Annotated in this window: 15 protein-coding genes; 11 read left to right on the forward strand and 4 right to left on the reverse strand. The window is 66.4% G+C overall.

Annotated elements, in window-relative coordinates; all coding sequences use genetic code 11:
- The first annotated feature begins 17 nt into the window (after positions 1–17).
- The 6 genes from mshD (at position 18) to ABD301_RS27440 (ending at position 6,212) form a co-directional block, all read left to right on the forward strand.
- A complete protein-coding gene (gene mshD, locus ABD301_RS27415; RefSeq protein ID WP_163571472.1) occupies positions 18–875 on the forward strand; it encodes a mycothiol synthase in 858 nt (285 codons plus the stop codon).
- A 429-nt stretch (positions 876–1,304) separates the two neighbouring features.
- The gene (gene pstS, locus ABD301_RS27420) at positions 1,305–2,372 is read left to right on the forward strand and encodes a phosphate ABC transporter substrate-binding protein PstS (protein ID WP_344313297.1); all 1,068 of its coding nucleotides are present in this window, start codon (positions 1,305–1,307) and stop codon (positions 2,370–2,372) included.
- A 108-nt stretch (positions 2,373–2,480) separates the two neighbouring features.
- A complete protein-coding gene (gene pstC / locus ABD301_RS27425; protein ID WP_344313298.1) occupies positions 2,481–3,632 on the forward strand; it encodes a phosphate ABC transporter permease subunit PstC in 1,152 nt (383 codons plus the stop codon).
- A gap of 4 nt (positions 3,633–3,636) precedes the next feature.
- Entirely contained in the window at positions 3,637–4,716 is a 1,080-nt protein-coding gene (pstA, locus tag ABD301_RS27430) for a phosphate ABC transporter permease PstA (protein ID WP_344313299.1), read from the forward strand.
- 23 nt (positions 4,717–4,739) lie between these two features.
- Positions 4,740–5,516, forward strand: coding sequence for a phosphate ABC transporter ATP-binding protein PstB (pstB, locus tag ABD301_RS27435; RefSeq protein WP_163571470.1), 777 nt, complete (start codon positions 4,740–4,742; stop codon positions 5,514–5,516).
- Positions 5,517–5,525: 9 nt separating this feature from the next.
- Positions 5,526–6,212, forward strand: a complete 687-nt coding sequence (locus ABD301_RS27440) for a phosphate signaling complex PhoU family protein (RefSeq protein ID WP_279581931.1) — start codon at positions 5,526–5,528, stop codon at positions 6,210–6,212.
- A gap of 716 nt (positions 6,213–6,928) precedes the next feature.
- On the opposite strand, the gene ABD301_RS27445 is transcribed toward ABD301_RS27440, so the two are convergent.
- On the reverse strand, positions 6,929–7,147 hold the full coding sequence (locus ABD301_RS27445) for a hypothetical protein (protein WP_163571466.1): 219 nt from the start codon (positions 7,145–7,147) through the stop codon (positions 6,929–6,931).
- Positions 7,148–7,151: 4 nt separating this feature from the next.
- Complete coding sequence (locus ABD301_RS27450) at positions 7,152–7,748, reverse strand: TetR/AcrR family transcriptional regulator (RefSeq protein ID WP_163571464.1); 597 nt, start codon at positions 7,746–7,748, stop codon at positions 7,152–7,154.
- A gap of 83 nt (positions 7,749–7,831) precedes the next feature.
- Here ABD301_RS27450 and ABD301_RS27455 point away from each other — a divergent pair, with 83 nt between their 5' ends.
- The 3 genes from ABD301_RS27455 (at position 7,832) to ABD301_RS27465 (ending at position 11,153) form a co-directional block, all read left to right on the forward strand.
- Positions 7,832–9,079: an MDR family MFS transporter gene (locus ABD301_RS27455; RefSeq protein ID WP_344313300.1), complete on the forward strand. Its 1,248-nt coding sequence runs from the start codon at positions 7,832–7,834 to the stop codon at positions 9,077–9,079.
- Between the two features lie 795 nt (positions 9,080–9,874).
- On the forward strand, positions 9,875–10,243 hold the full coding sequence (locus tag ABD301_RS27460) for a hypothetical protein (protein WP_344313301.1): 369 nt from the start codon (positions 9,875–9,877) through the stop codon (positions 10,241–10,243).
- 97 nt (positions 10,244–10,340) lie between these two features.
- Positions 10,341–11,153, forward strand: a complete 813-nt coding sequence (locus ABD301_RS27465) for an alpha/beta fold hydrolase (protein ID WP_344313302.1) — start codon at positions 10,341–10,343, stop codon at positions 11,151–11,153.
- Here ABD301_RS27465 and ABD301_RS27470 read toward each other — a convergent pair.
- Positions 11,126–12,115 (reverse strand): inorganic phosphate transporter, encoded by a 990-nt coding sequence (locus tag ABD301_RS27470; protein WP_425551988.1) that lies wholly within the window; start codon positions 12,113–12,115, stop codon positions 11,126–11,128. The genes ABD301_RS27465 and ABD301_RS27470 overlap by 28 nt on opposite strands.
- A 4-nt stretch (positions 12,116–12,119) precedes the next feature.
- Positions 12,120–12,746, reverse strand: coding sequence for a DUF47 domain-containing protein (locus ABD301_RS27475; RefSeq protein ID WP_344313303.1), 627 nt, complete (start codon positions 12,744–12,746; stop codon positions 12,120–12,122).
- A gap of 66 nt (positions 12,747–12,812) precedes the next feature.
- Here ABD301_RS27475 and ABD301_RS27480 point away from each other — a divergent pair, with 66 nt between their 5' ends.
- Both ABD301_RS27480 and ABD301_RS27485 read left to right on the forward strand, forming a co-directional pair.
- Positions 12,813–13,202, forward strand: coding sequence for a VanZ family protein (locus ABD301_RS27480; protein ID WP_163571456.1), 390 nt, complete (start codon positions 12,813–12,815; stop codon positions 13,200–13,202).
- A 245-nt stretch (positions 13,203–13,447) separates the two neighbouring features.
- Positions 13,448–14,365, forward strand: coding sequence for a sigma-70 family RNA polymerase sigma factor (locus tag ABD301_RS27485; RefSeq protein WP_344313304.1), 918 nt, complete (start codon positions 13,448–13,450; stop codon positions 14,363–14,365).
- The last annotated feature ends 13 nt before the right edge of the window (positions 14,366–14,378 follow it).

The following is a 14,378-nucleotide window of genomic DNA, read 5'->3' on the forward strand; positions in this document are numbered from 1 at the left end:
CGATCATTGCAACGGATATGACAACCGTCGAACGCCCGCCAGCGCTGACCGAAAGCGATGCGTCGGCCGTACTGAACCTGATCGCGGCGGCCACCGAGACGGACCGGTCCGGTCCGCTGTCCGAGGCCGGTCGACTGCGGTTGACCAGTGTCGACGTGGTGCATTTGGTGGTACGCGGCGAGCCCGGCGGCATCGTCGGCTATGCGCAGGTCGACGCGGACGAGTCGGCTGAGCTGGTCGTGCATCCGTCCGTACGACGTGCGGGCATCGGGCGGCGGCTGCTGGTCGCGGCGATCCAAGCCGGAGCGCGGCGGGTATGGGCGCACAACGAGCATCCCGGTGCGCTCGCGTTGGCGGCTTCGCTCGGGATGGAGCGCGCGCGGGTGCTGTGGCAACTGCGCCGGCCGTTGTCTTTGCCATTGCCGGAGCCAAAACTGCCGGCGGACGTACGCGTACGCACCTTCGCCGTCGGCGACGACGACAGTGCCTGGCTGAAACTCAACGCGGCCGCTTTCTCCCATCACCCCGAGCAGGGCGGCTGGACTGAGCAGGATCTGACCGCCAGGTTCGCCGAGCCGTGGTTCGACCCGGCCGGTTTCTTTCTGGCCGAGTCAGCCGCCGGACTCCTGGGTTTCCATTGGACGAAGGCACATTCGCGTACGCTGGGCGAGATCTATGTCCTCGGCGTCAGCCCGCAGGCGCAGGGCATCGGGCTCGCGAAGGCGTTGTCGATCATCGGGCTGGCCTATCTGCGGGACACCGGTCACACCGACGCGATGCTTTACGTCGAAGAGGACAACGAACCGGCCGTTGGTCTTTATCGTCGGCTGGGCTTCGAAAACGCCACCAGCGACGTGATGTTCCAGGTCCGCTGAGCGACTGGATGAACATCGTTGTAAAAGCAGGAGAACTGCTGTCCACTGATTCGTGAATTCCGGCCCAAGATCGTTTTCGAGCGTATTTTTTTCCTCAAACCCACCCCCCACCCGAGCAAAGGGTGGGGGCCCATTATTACCCGATCGGACGGGCTAATTCCGTCGAAAGGCCGGTTATCCACAGGGGCATTTTTCGGTGGGGCCGGTTCACCCAGGCGCAATGTCCCGTTTTCCGTGATGACCTTCAACACATCGGGTGAAGTTCACTCTCCGTTTACCCTCAGCCGCACCTCGCGCAACCTGGCCTCCCTAACTTTGCGACGACCGGCGGATTCCGCCGGTTCCCGGCAACGCTGCCGGGAACAGCTGCTCTCGGAGGACAAGAACGTGAAGTTGCAGCGGCACGGCGTCTCAGCCTGCCTTCTGGCAGTGACCGCAGCGAGCGCCGTTGCGCTCGCCGGTTGTGGATCGGACAACACCCCCACCGCCAACGCGTCCGGCAGCGCCAGCGCCGGCAGCTCCGACTGCGCCACCGGCCAGATCAGCGCGGAGGGCTCGACGGCCCAGGGCAACGCGATGGACGCCTGGACGCAGGGGTACGGCAAGAAGTGCGGCGCGAGCGTCACCTACAACAAGACCGGCTCGGGCGCCGGCGTCACCTCGTTCACCGCCGGGAAGGTCGCCTTCGCCGGCTCCGACTCGTCCCTGAAGGACACCAACCAGCCGGCCGCCGACAAGCGCTGCGGGGCCGGCAACAAGGCGGTCGACCTGCCGATGGTCGTCAGCCCGATCGCGGTGGCCTTCAACCTGAAGAACGTCAGCAAGCTGACGCTGACGCCGGATGCGGTCGCCAGCATCTTCGCCGGCAAGATCACCAAGTGGAACGACCCGGCCATCGCCAAGTCGAACCCGGGCGTGACGCTGCCGGCGACCACCATCACCACGGTGCACCGGTCGAAGGACTCCGGCACCACCGACAACTTCGCCAAGTTCCTGGACGCGCAGTCCAAGAGCATCTGGACGTTCGGCACCGGCCAGGCCTGGAAGGCCCCGGGCGGCAAGGGCGTACCCGGCTCGGCCGACGTGGTCTCCGCGATCAAGTCCACTGACGCTTCCATCGCGTACGTGGATGGCGCCGACGCCAAGAAGAACAGCCTCGTCATCGCCGCGCTGGACTTCGGCCAGGGCGCGGTGGAGCTGTCCACCGACACCATCGGCACCGCGGTCGCGGCCGCCAAGGTGACGCAGACCGGCAGCGACATCAAACTCACCCTGAACTACGGCCTGAAGCAGGCCGGCGCGTACCCGCTGGGCCTCGTGACGTACGAGATCACCTGCCAGAAGGGTCTGCCGGCGGCGCAGTCGAAGCTGGTCAAGTCGTTCCTGACCTACACCTCCAGCGACGAGGGCCAGGACGCGGCGGCCGCGGCCGGTCACGCCAAGCTCCCCAAGGATCTGCAGACCAAGGTCCAGGCCGCGGTGGCGACGATCAGCTAGTGGTCACAAATCCGACAAACAGCACCGAGTGGTCGTCGCTGACGCGGCGGCCACTCGGTCGTACGAGCTCCAGTCATGGAGCCCCCGGAGCCCAAGGCAGGTACGGCAATGCCGGATGACAGTCAGCAACCCGGGCGCGCGCCGCTGTCGGTACGGGTCGAGGTGACCGAGTCGGCGGCCGAACGCCGAGAGGTGGCCCGCGACATCGCCGGCGAGAGCGGCGTCCTGCCGGTGACCGAGCACGCGCCCGCCGACGCCGCCGAGCTGGCGCCGGCCTCCGCCGTCAAAGTCGCCGATGAGCCCGTACGCACCAGGCTTTCGGACGCCAGGTCGACCAAGCTCGGCGACTCGGTCTTCCGCGGCGTTTCCACCGGTGCCGGCACGCTGATCCTGATCATCATGGCCGCGATCGCGGCTTTCCTGGTCTACAAGGCGATCCCAGCGCTGGGCAAGGACACCGCCAACTTCTTCACCTCGACCGACTGGTTCCCAGACGCGAACGGCCCGACCTCAAAGCCGGCCTTCGGCATCGCCGCGCTGACTTTCCACACGGTTCTCACGTCGATCATCGCGATGGTGGTGGCCGTGCCGATCGCGATCGGTATCGCGCTTTTCATCACCTTCTACGCACCCCGCCGGATCGCCTCGGCGCTGGGCTACCTGGTCGACCTGCTGGCCGCCGTACCGTCGGTCGTCTTTGGCCTGTGGGGCCTGTTCTTCCTGGCACCGAACCTGGTCGAGGTCAACCAGTTCCTGTCCCACTGGCTCGGCTGGACGGTGATTTTCAACTATCGCCAGGACAGCATTCCGGCGAACCGGTCGGACTTCACCGCCGGACTGGTGCTGGCGATCATGATCCTGCCGATCGTCTCAGCCATCGCCCGGGAGATTTTCCGCCAAGTGCCCACCACGCACATCGAGGGCGCGCTGGCGCTGGGCGCCACCCGCTGGGAAATGATCCGGCTCTCGGTGCTGCCCTTCGGCCGCGCCGGCCTGGTTTCGGCCGCGATGCTGGGTCTGGGCCGTGCGCTCGGCGAGACGCTCGCGGTCGCGACGATCCTTTCCGCCGCGTACAACCTGAACATCCACATCCTGGAGGACGGCGGCATCACGTTCGCGTCGAACATCGCCTTGAAATACAACGAAGCCGGCGACGTGGGCACCGGTGCGTTGATCGCGTCCGGCCTCTGCCTGTTCGTGATCACCCTGCTGGTCAACTCGGTGTCGCAGCTGATCCTGCGCCGGCAGCAGAAGGGCTGAACCCGTGACCACTGTTCCCTCTGAGCTCCGGGATTCATTGCGTGGCAACAAATTGCCACGCTGGTCGCCGTGGGCGATCGCCGGCGGCGCGATCGTGTTGGTGGCGATCCTGTTCGCCCTCACCGGCAACCGCAGCGCACTCGGTTTCAGCGTACTGGCCGGCGTGATCTTCGCGCTCGCGCTGACCGTCGCGAGCTTCGCGGTGGAAGGCTCCCGGCAGGCTCGGGACCGGCTTTGTACGACCGCCGTCTACACCGCTTTCGTGTTGGCCGTCGCGCCGCTGCTGTCGATCGCGGTTTTCACCGTCCTACGCGGATACCGTGAGTTGACGCCGACCTTCCTGACCCACTCGATGTTTCTCATCGACCCGGCCAAAGACGGCGGCGGCATTTACCACGCGATCATCGGGACGCTGCTGATCAGCCTGATCACCGCGGTGATCGCGGTGCCCATTGGCATTCTGACCGCGGTCTATTTGGTCGAATACGGGCAGGGCAAACGGCTGGCCCGGGCGATCAGCTTCTTCGTCGACCTGATGATGGGCGTACCGTCCATTGTGGCCGGTCTGTTCATCTACGCTTTCTGGTTGCTGGCACTGGGATTCCAGTTCTCCGGTTTCGCCGGCGCGCTGGCGCTGGTAATCCTGATGTTGCCGGTGGTCGTACGCAACAGCGAGGAAATGCTGAAGCTGGTCCCGTCCGAGCTGCGCGAGGCCTCGTACGCGCTCGGCGTACCGAAATGGCGGACTATTACCAAGGTGGTGCTGCCGACCGCCTTCTCCGGCATCGTCACCGGCATTGTGCTGGGCATCGCCCGCGCGATGGGCGAAACCGCCCCGCTGCTGTTGCTGGTCGGGACAAACCCGAAGATCAACTTCGATCCGTTCAGTCTTTCGCTGACCGACCCGAACCCGATGACGACGTTGCCGACGTACATTTTCGAGCAGCTGACCACGGCGGCCGGCAGCACCACCGCGCCGGCGTTCTACCGGGCGTGGGCGGCGGCTCTCGTACTGATCATCATCATCATGTTGTTGAACGCGCTGGCGCGGTTCGCCGCCCGGTTCACCAAGGCCCGCGGCTAGCTACCAGAAGGACAAGAATCGCGATGGCAAAAAGCATCGACGTATCCGATCTGAACGTCTACTACGGCAAGTTCCTTGCCGTTGAAGGCGTTTCGATGACCGTGGAACCGCGGAGCGTGACCGCGTTCATCGGCCCGTCCGGCTGCGGGAAGTCGACTTTCCTGCGGACGCTGAACCGGATGCACGAGGTGATTCCGGGTGCCAGGGTCGAGGGCAAGGTGCTGCTGGACGGCGAGGACATCTATCACAGCTCGGTCGACCCGGTGAACGTACGCCGGACAATCGGGATGGTTTTCCAGCGTCCCAACCCTTTCCCCACCATGTCGATCTATGACAACGTGGTCGCGGGGTTGAAACTTCAGGGCCGGCAACCAAAAAAGAAGCTCGACGAGATCGTGGAGAAAGCGCTCAAGGGTGCCAACCTCTGGAACGAGGTCTCGGACCGGCTGAGCAAGCCCGGCGCTGGCCTGTCCGGCGGCCAGCAACAGCGGCTGTGCATCGCCCGCGCGATCGCGGTCGAGCCGCAGGTGCTGCTGATGGACGAGCCGTGCTCGGCGCTGGACCCGATCTCCACGCTCGCGATCGAGGACCTGATCAGCGAGCTGAAAGAGCGCTACACGATCGTCATCGTCACACACAACATGCAGCAGGCGGCGCGGGTCAGCGATCGTACGGCGTTTTTCAACCTCGCCGCGGTCGGCAAGCCCGGCAAGCTGATCGAGATGGCCGACACCCAGAAGATCTTCACCAACCCTTCCCAAAAAGGCACTGAGGACTACATCACCGGGCGCTTCGGATAAAGTGCGCAGGTGGTCCAGCGCAGTGAGTTTCTGGTTCAGATCGCGGACGTCCGGTCCACTCTCGTACGCATGACGGGACTGACCCGGGACGCGATCTCGGACGCCAGTGCCGCGCTGCTGACCGTGTCGATCGACCCGGTCCCGCGAGTGCGCGACCTCCGCACGGAGATCAGCGCGCTCGCGGCCGCGGTCGAGCACGACGTTTATGTCGTGTTGGCCATGCAGCAGCCGGTCGCGAGCGACTTGCGTACGGTGCTGGCGGCTCTGCGGTCGGCCGCGAATCTGCATCGGATGGGCGTGCTGTCGTCGCACCTCGCCACCATTGCCGAGCGCCGATATCCGGCGCCGGCCGTCCCGGCCGAACTGCTCTCGGTCATCACCGACATGGCCGACGTGGCCGAGCGGCTCATCCTCAAGGCCGGCTCGGTGGTCGCCCGACTGGACGCCACCCTGGCCGCCGAACTCGTCGCGGACGACGACGCGATGGACGCGTTGCACCGCAAACTTTTCCTGATACTGCTCAACAACTGGTCCCATGGCGTGGCGGCGGCCATCGACACGACCCTGATCAGCCGCTATTACGAACGCTTCGCCGACCACGCCGCCTCCATCGGCGAGGAGGTCCGCTACCTGGTCAGCGGCGAACGCCCGCCGCTGGATTCCGGCGACGACCCGTGGTTCGACACCGTCAGCTAGTGTCGTGCGCCCCGACACGCTGGCTCAGGCGCCCCCGGCAAAGTCGGATGTTCGGTGGTGGGTGCTCGGCCGAGGACTTGTCCACCTTTTGGCGGTGGGAGACGGGTTTCTCCGTCCCCCGCGCGGGCGGCCCCTGCGAACCGCGGTGGCGGCTCGCCGAGTGACACAACATTGGTGGCGCTCGGCGAGTGACGCAGTGATGCGCCACTGGGCACCGAACGCTTTGGGGTGGCGTTCGGCGAATGCCACACTTTTCGTGCCGCTGGACGGCCACCAGCTCATCGACCGCAGCACAATGTCCCGCACTCGACGTCGACTGCGGGATATTGTGCCGCACTCGACACCGAGCGCCGCGAACTTGACGCTGCTGTCGTCGTCTTAGCAGCGAAACGCCGAGACCGGCCACGACCGTGTCGGAGCCCAACACGCCGAGTGGGGCGCGAAATTGTCGTACGTGTCTGTTTTTCTTTCCCCCTCCCTTTGAACGGGCGGGGGGGTGGGTCGAGAGGTGGACCTTAATTTTTCGTTGAACATTGGTCCTCGAACCCGCCCCCCACCCGTCACTGGGTGGGGGCAAATCTGTCGGAGGGGTACGACAGTTTTAAGCCGCACCCTATGTAAAGGAGTCGGGTGGTAGGTGGTGGCTGCTCGAGCGGGGGTCGCCTCCCGTACGCCGCCCTGGGGGAACTCGACGTTGTCGTGCGAGTTCGCCAGGGTCAGTCAGGGTGCAGGGGATCGTCGGGAGTCCGCATCGGCACCATGCGTTCCTCGTAGGCCTCGGTCTCGAACCGGAACTCCCGGATGGCCGGGTGCCAGATTTCCTCGATCGGGCTGAGCACGCTGCTGCCGACGCCGCGTCGCCGGACGCGGCGGGCCAGCCAGACGAGGCCTCCCATCATGACCGCGAGGAAAACACTCCAGACCGCGATCGCCACCACGTCACCCATCAGTGCCGGCCGGCGGGAAAATCGCCCGTACGACACCGGCCGTGATAGCGGCCGCGTCGACGGACGGGTCGATCGCCCGCCGCAGGGCGAGGCTGCCGGCGAGGCCGGCCAGCATGGCGACTACCTGCGGCAACGGCATGACCGGGCGTACGTCCAGACGTACGCACAACTGGGTCAACGACTCGACGATCAGTGCTTCGCGTTCGCGTTGCGCGCCGACGATCGCGGCGGCGATTTCCGGCCGGCCGGCGGCCGCGGCCAGGAACTCGGCGGACACCTGGATCCACTGCACCGCCACCCCGTCGAGCGGACTCAGCGCCGCGACCAGTTCCTCGCGGCTGGACACTCCGTCGAGCAGCTCCCGCAGGCCGGCGAGCTGCGCGTCGGCCTGACCGTCGACGATCGCCTGCCACAAGCCCTCCTTACCGCCGAAATGCTTGTAGACAGCGCCACGCGTGTAGCCGGCCTCAGCGGCGATCTCCTCGACAGTGGTGGCCAGGAACCCGCACCGCAGGAAAACGGCCAGACCGACGTCCAGCAGGGCCTGATGGGTCCGCCGCTGTTGCTCAACACGGGTTAGTCTGGACACTCAGTAACACTCCGTTTCTAGAAACAAGACGTTACCAGGAAATCGGGTTGGTGGATGCGACCAGGTCCGGAAGGCTCGTACGGGTGACCGACCTCCGCCCGCCGCCAGGACGCTTTCGCCAGGTCCTTGCCGGCGCGTACGGCGGACTGCCGCGGGCGTTCTGGGTGCAGTGGACCGGCATGCTGGCCAACCGGCTCGGCACCTTCGTACAACCGTTTCTGGCTCTCTACCTGACGGTCGCGCGCGGCCTGACCATTGCGCAGGCCGGCGTCATCCTGGTGATTTATGGCGTCGGCAGCTTGATTGGGCCGCTGTTGGGCGGGCTGCTCGCCGACCACCTGAACCGCCGGGTCGCTCTCGGCGGCTCCATGGTCGTCTCCGCGGCCACACTTATGGCACTGGGAGCGGCCTCGACGACGCCCACCATCGCGATCACCGCCTTCGCCGCCGGGATGGCCGCCGATCTCTATCGGCCGGCTTCGGGCGCGCTGATCGCCGACATCGTGCCCGTCAGCCAGCGCGCGCGGGCGTACGGGCTGCTGTTCTGGGCCAACAACCTCGGTTTCGCGGTCGGCGCGATGGCTGGCGGGTGGCTCGCCGAGCGCGGCTACGGCCTGCTCTTCGTTCTCGACGCGGCCACCTGCCTGGTCTTCGGAGCATTGATTTTCTTCGCTACCAAGACAAACACCCGCCCGAAGCCGGCGGCACACGAGCCTGCGGTCGGCTATCGGACAGCCCTGCGTGATCCACTTCTGCTCGGCATGCTCGGGTTGACGGCCCTGTACGCGACCATCTACACGCAGGCGGACGTGACGCTGCCGCTGACCATGCACGGCGCTGGACTCTCGGCGGCCTCGTACGGCATCGCCCTCGCCGTCAACGGCGTGCTGATCGTCGTGCTGCAGCCGTTCGCGACGGCGTGGCTGAGCCGCTTCAACCAGATGCGCGTGCAGGCCGCGTCCGGCGCGCTGCTGGGCGTTGGCTTCGGGCTGACCGCGCTCGCGCACTCCCAATGGGCCTTCGTCGGCTCGGTGGTGGTGTGGACGATCGGCGAGCTGGGTACCGCCGGCTTCGCGCAGTCCCTGATAGCCGATCTCGCCCCGACCACCGCGCAAGGCCGCTACCAGGCGCTTTTCAACCTCAGCCGAAGCTCGGCGTACATTCTCGCGCCGGCCGCCGGCACCACTGCTTTGAGCGTCTTCGGGCCGGCCGGCCCGTGGATTGGCTGCCTGGTCAGTGGCCTGGTGCTGGCCGCCGGCTACCTCGTACTGGCCCGCCCAGTCCTGCACCGGCGAGCAGCCGCCACCCGGACGACCGCGGCCATCGCCTGACCACAGATCTATCCGCTACGGCGCGAAACTGTCGTACCCACACTGTTTTCTTGCCCCCACCCAGTGATCGGGTTGTTATCTCGCAGGACATCGGTGACAGTTCTGCATCAGGACATCGGTGACAGTTTCGTGGTGGTTGGTGGTGACACTTGGCCCCGGTTGAACGGCCCCAAAGTCGATCCCCGACGGCCCAAACCCGACCGTCCCAGACCCCACGACCAGCCCGCCTACAAGCTCGCAGCCCCGGCCTACGACGCCCGAGGACACCCGCGTGATGCGGGCTGTGTAGAACGGGCAGCGTCCGGCTGCGCAAGGTCACCTACCTGGTCGACGGCCGCCGCGCCGGCCGGGACGTCATCGTCGTCCAGGACGCCACCGCCATCACCGACATGCAGGGCACCACCCGCATCCAACACAGCCCAGCAGCACCCGGTCGCACCTACGTCGGCAACGGACAACTCCACGACCGACGCCCAAAACGATCGAACCGTCACCAATGTCCTGACACACCGATCGTCACCGATGTCCTGATGCAAAACCGTCACCGATGTCCTGAGACATCACACCCAGTGATCGGGTGGGGGGTGGGTTTGAGGACGCGCGCGAGACATTTTTTCGCGAGTGAGGCCGAGTGCCGTTCGCCGCTCCCCAGCCCCGCTGGCAACAGGCCCCACTCACCTGACCGAGGCTGCGGCGTACGCAAATCTACGTACGAACAGTGTCGCCGCTGCTCGGATGGCGCGGCCCGGTCTCGCGTCGAGTATGGAGGGCACCTCGACCCAAGGAGTCACGATCGTGCCCGCTTACCTGTCCCCCACTCGCATCACCCTCATCACCGCCCTGGTCGCCATGGCGATCGCCGTCCCGCTCGAAGTCGCCGGCGGCGTGCCGGGCTTCCCGACGATCCCGCCGGCCATCCCGATCTCGCTGGTCGCAGCGCTTCTGATCGGAGTCCTGCGATGGAAGTGGGCGCCAATTCTGGGCCTCTTCGTTGGCCTTTTCATGTTGGTTGGTTTCACCCTCAGCGGCGGCTACGTCCGACTGCCGACCGCCGGAACCCTGCTGGGGACCAGCGGAGTGTGGCTTTACGTCCTTGGTTTCGTGGTGACGATCCTGGCCTCCATCGCCGCCCTCAACCAGGCTTTTCGTCGGAAGACCACCTGACGGCGTACGAGAGGTCGTCCGCGAGCCGGACGATTCCTCCCGATGCCCAGGAGCAGCATGAACCTGAAGGCCAAGCCATCTCCGGAGAGGGCATCTCATGTCGACGTTGGACGTTCCCGGTGCGCGCCTGCACTACGAGATCCGCGGGTCGGGTCCGCTGCTGGTGATGATCGGGGCGCCGATGGACAGCAGCGGCTTCGCGGCGCTGGCGCCGCTGATGTCCGGTGACCACACGGTCGTCACGTACGATCCGCGCGGCACCGGCCGGAGCGCCCGCGAAGACCCGACCTCGGACGTCACCGCCGACCTGCTGGCCGATGACGTACACCGGCTGCTGACGGCGCTCGGCGACGAACCCGTCGACGTACTGGGCAGCAGCGGCGGAGCGGTCACCGGGCTGGCGCTGGCGACGCGGCACCCGGACCAGGTGCGTACGCTCGTCGCGCACGAGCCGCCGGTGGTGGACGTGCTGCCCGACCGCAAGGAGGTGCGGGCGGCGATCTTCGACCTGGTCGAGCTTTACCACCACAAGGGACCGGCGGCGGCGACGCGCGAATTCATGGCGCTGACCGGCATAGACATGGGCCCGGCGGGCGACGTCACCGCGGACGCGCCAGATGACGGCGAGGATCTCTTCTTCGCGCACATGCTTCGTACGATCACTGGCTACGCTGTCGATATCGCCGCTCTGAAGGCGATCCCGACGCAGGTCGTCGTGGGTGTTGGGGCAACGTCGAAAGGACAGCTCGCCAACCGTACGGGCGCGGCCCTTGCCGCGGCGCTGGGCAACGCGCCGGTGGAGTTCGCGGGTGACCACGTCGGTTTCGCGCTGGAGGCGGAGGAATTCGTCCGTACGCTCCGGGGCCTGCTCGCCGCTCGCACTCAGACGAAGAGGGCCGACACCCCGTAAGCGGCAGCAGCTACCGCGCCGGCGGCGGGAAACGTGAGCACCCAGGCGGTGATGATGTTGCCGGCGACGCCCCAGCGGACAGCCGAGATCCGCTTGGTGGCGCCGACGCCCATGATCGCGGAGGTGATGGTGTGGGTGGTGGAGATCGGCGCGCCGAAGCCGATCGCGGCCACGTAGAGGATCACCGAAGCGGTCACCTCGGCGGCGAAACCCTGCGGCGGACCGAGCTCGATCACCTTGCGACCAAGCGTACGCATGATCCGCCAGCCACCGGCGTACGTACCGGCCGACAACACCGCGGCGCAGACGAAGAAGACCCACAGCGGAATCGAGCTCCCAGTCTGCAGGCCACCGACCTGCAGGGCGAGCACGACGATGCCCATGGTCTTCGCGGCGTCCTGCATGCCGTGCCCGAAAGCCATCCCGGCCGCCGAGCAGGTCTGTGCCCAGCGGAAGCCGCGGTTGAGTTTGCCGGGGTTCTTATGGCGGAAGATCCAGTAGATCGCCAGCATCACGAAGTAGCCGGCGATCACCCCGACGATCGGCGAGATGACCATCGGTATGACGACCTTGTCGATCACGCCGGCCCACAACACCGTTGAGCTGGCCGCGATCGCGGCGCCGACCATGCCGCCGATAAGCGCATGCGATGAGGATGACGGCAGACCGAAATACCAGGTGATCAGGTTCCAGGCGATCGCGCCGATCAGCGCCGCGAAGACCACCAACAGACCGGCACCGCCGGTGTGCAGGCCGATGATGCCGCTGCCGACGGTCGCGGCCACCTTTGCTCCGAGGAATGACCCGAGCAGATTGCCCACCGCGGCCAGCACCAGGGCGGCTCGCGGGGTAAGCGCCCGGGTGGACACCGAGGTGGCGATCGCGTTCGCCGCATCGTGGAACCCGTTCGTGTAGTTGAACGCCATCGCGACCAGGATCACGCCTATCACCGGGATGACCACCGGTTCAGGACTCCTTGACAGCGATGGTTTCGACCGTGTTCGCCACGTGCTCGAAAGCGTCCGCGGCGGCCTCCAGCTCGTCGGCGACTTCCTTGAGCTTCATGACCGTCAGCGCGTCGTACTCGCCGGAGAAGAGGCGTACCAGCAGCATCCGGTATGCCCGGTCGCCCTCGTTTTCCAGCCGGTTGACCTCGATCCAGTACGGCTCGAGGTCACGCATGCTCTTGAGCCGGCTCATCGCCTGCAGCGTCTGGTCCGCGCTGGCGATGAGCACCTCGATCAGCTCGTGCATCTCCCGCGGCAGAGACGGCAGTTTGGACAGGCCGTAGAGGTAGATCAGGTTGCCGACCGCCTCCATGTGGTCCATCACGTCGTCCAGCTGCGACCCGAGCTGGTAGATGTCCTCGCGATCGAAGGGCGTCACGAAAGTCGAGTTGAGCGTCCGCAACATCCGGTGCGTGACGTCGTCGTTGGCGTGCTCGGTGTCGACCAGCCGGTCCGAGATCGACTGGTGGTCGGCGTCCGGCAGGCTCAGCTCGGACAGGATCGCCGCGCCTTTGACCAGGTTGTCGGCGGCCTCCTTGAAGAAGTCGTAGAACTCGTCCGCTCTGGGCCGCAGGTTGAAGCGCACGCAATTCCCCTCGCCGACGTCTGTTCGTAACCGATCATTAGTCCGTTTGGCATAGTAGGAACAACTATGAGACCCGACGCCACCGGCACCCCAACCCGTCCCGCCACGTCGCGTTGGCGTCCTGGTTCGTCCCTATCTCGGGCCACTTTCGCGCTGGCGGTCCTGATCACGATGGTGATGCTCTTCTCGCCGGCCTCGGATGTGCCGAGCGGCCCGGCCGGCAGCGACAAGGTCGTGCACATCATGATGTTCGTCGTCCTGCTGTTGGTCGGCGCGTACGCCCGCATCCCGCTGCGCTTCCTGGCGCCGATCCTGGTCGCGTACGGCGGCATCGCCGAGGTCATCCAGGGCCAGATCGGCCGCGACGAGGACTTCTGGGACTGGTTCTGCGACTCGGTGGGCGTCGTGCTCGCGGTGCTCGTCGTTCTCTACGCCCGTACACGCCGCCGTCCCTGAGAACACCCGGTGCGGCGCGAAATTGTCGTACGTGTCTGTTTTTCTTTCCCCCTCCCTTTGAACGGGCGGGGGGTGGGTCGAGAGGTGGACTCTAATTTTTAGTTGAACATTGGTCCTCAAACCCACCCCCCACCCGTCACTGGGTGGGGGCGATTTTTCGGGGTGGGTACGACAGTTTCGCGCCGCACCTGGTTTTAGTGGACACAGAGGGCGATTCGACCGGTGGGGTGGGGGACGATGAGGGTGTGCCGGTCATCGCAGCGACGGAGTTCGAGTCCCACCGCCGACACCTGTTCGGGGTCGCCTACCGGATGCTGGGCAGCGCCGCGGACGCCGAGGATGCCGTGCAGGAGACCTGGCTGCGGCTGCGGCGTGGCGACCAGGCCGAGATCCTCGACCTGCGGGCCTGGCTCACCACCGTCGTCAGCCGGATCTGCCTCGACCAGCTGCGGTCGGCGCGGGTACGGCGAGAGGCCTATGTCGGGCCGTGGCTGCCTGAGCCGATTGTCACCGCGGCGCCGGACGACGGCCTGCACCCGGTGGGCGGGCCGGATCCGGCGTCCGCGATCGAGCTGACCGAGTCCGTACGGATGGCCCTGCTGGTCGTGCTCGAAGAGCTGTCCCCAGAGCAGCGGGTCGCTTTCGTGCTGCACGACATCTTCACGGTGCCCTACGACAACGTTGCCGAAACGCTCGGTTGCAGCGTGCCGGCGGCCCGCCAGCTGGCGTCCCGGGCGCGCCGGATCGTGGCCGACGCCAAGCCGCCCGAACGGGCCCCGCAGCACCAGCAGCGGCGGGTGGCGGAGGAGTTCCTTCGCGCGTGCGCGACTGGTGATCTGCGTACGCTCACCGAGCTGCTGCATCCGGACGTGATCGCGCACGGCGACGGCGGCGGTCTCGCGCCGGCCGGCCGGCGGCCGGTGGTGGGGGCGGAGAAGGTGGCGCGGCTGCTGGTAGGGCTTTTCAAGAAATACACCGAGGGGGCGACCATCAAACCCATCGGCGTCAACGGCGACCTCGGCATGCTGGTCTTCGGCCCGTCCGTACCCACCGATGTGACCACCTTCGCACTCGACGAGTCCGGCCGGATCATCGGGATTTTCAACCAGGTGAACCCAAACAAGCTGCGAGGCGCCGGAGTGGTCGAGCAGCTGCGCGGCTGAGTGGGCGACCACA

This window comes from Fodinicola feengrottensis (assembly GCF_039530045.1).
In the GTDB taxonomy this organism is placed as follows: domain Bacteria; phylum Actinomycetota; class Actinomycetes; order Mycobacteriales; family HKI-0501; genus Fodinicola; species Fodinicola feengrottensis.

What these genes read in the sequence shown, in the direction of transcription:
- mshD (WP_163571472.1), top strand. Translation starts at nt 18, where the DNA reads ATGACAACCGTCGAACGCCCGCCAGCGCTGACCGAAAGCGATGCGTCG.
- pstC (WP_344313298.1), top strand. Translation starts at nt 2,481, where the DNA reads ATGCCGGATGACAGTCAGCAACCCGGGCGCGCGCCGCTGTCGGTACGG.
- pstB (WP_163571470.1), top strand. Translation starts at nt 4,740, where the DNA reads ATGGCAAAAAGCATCGACGTATCCGATCTGAACGTCTACTACGGCAAG.
- ABD301_RS27465 (WP_344313302.1), top strand. Translation starts at nt 10,341, where the DNA reads ATGTCGACGTTGGACGTTCCCGGTGCGCGCCTGCACTACGAGATCCGC.
- ABD301_RS27480 (WP_163571456.1), top strand. Translation starts at nt 12,813, where the DNA reads ATGAGACCCGACGCCACCGGCACCCCAACCCGTCCCGCCACGTCGCGT.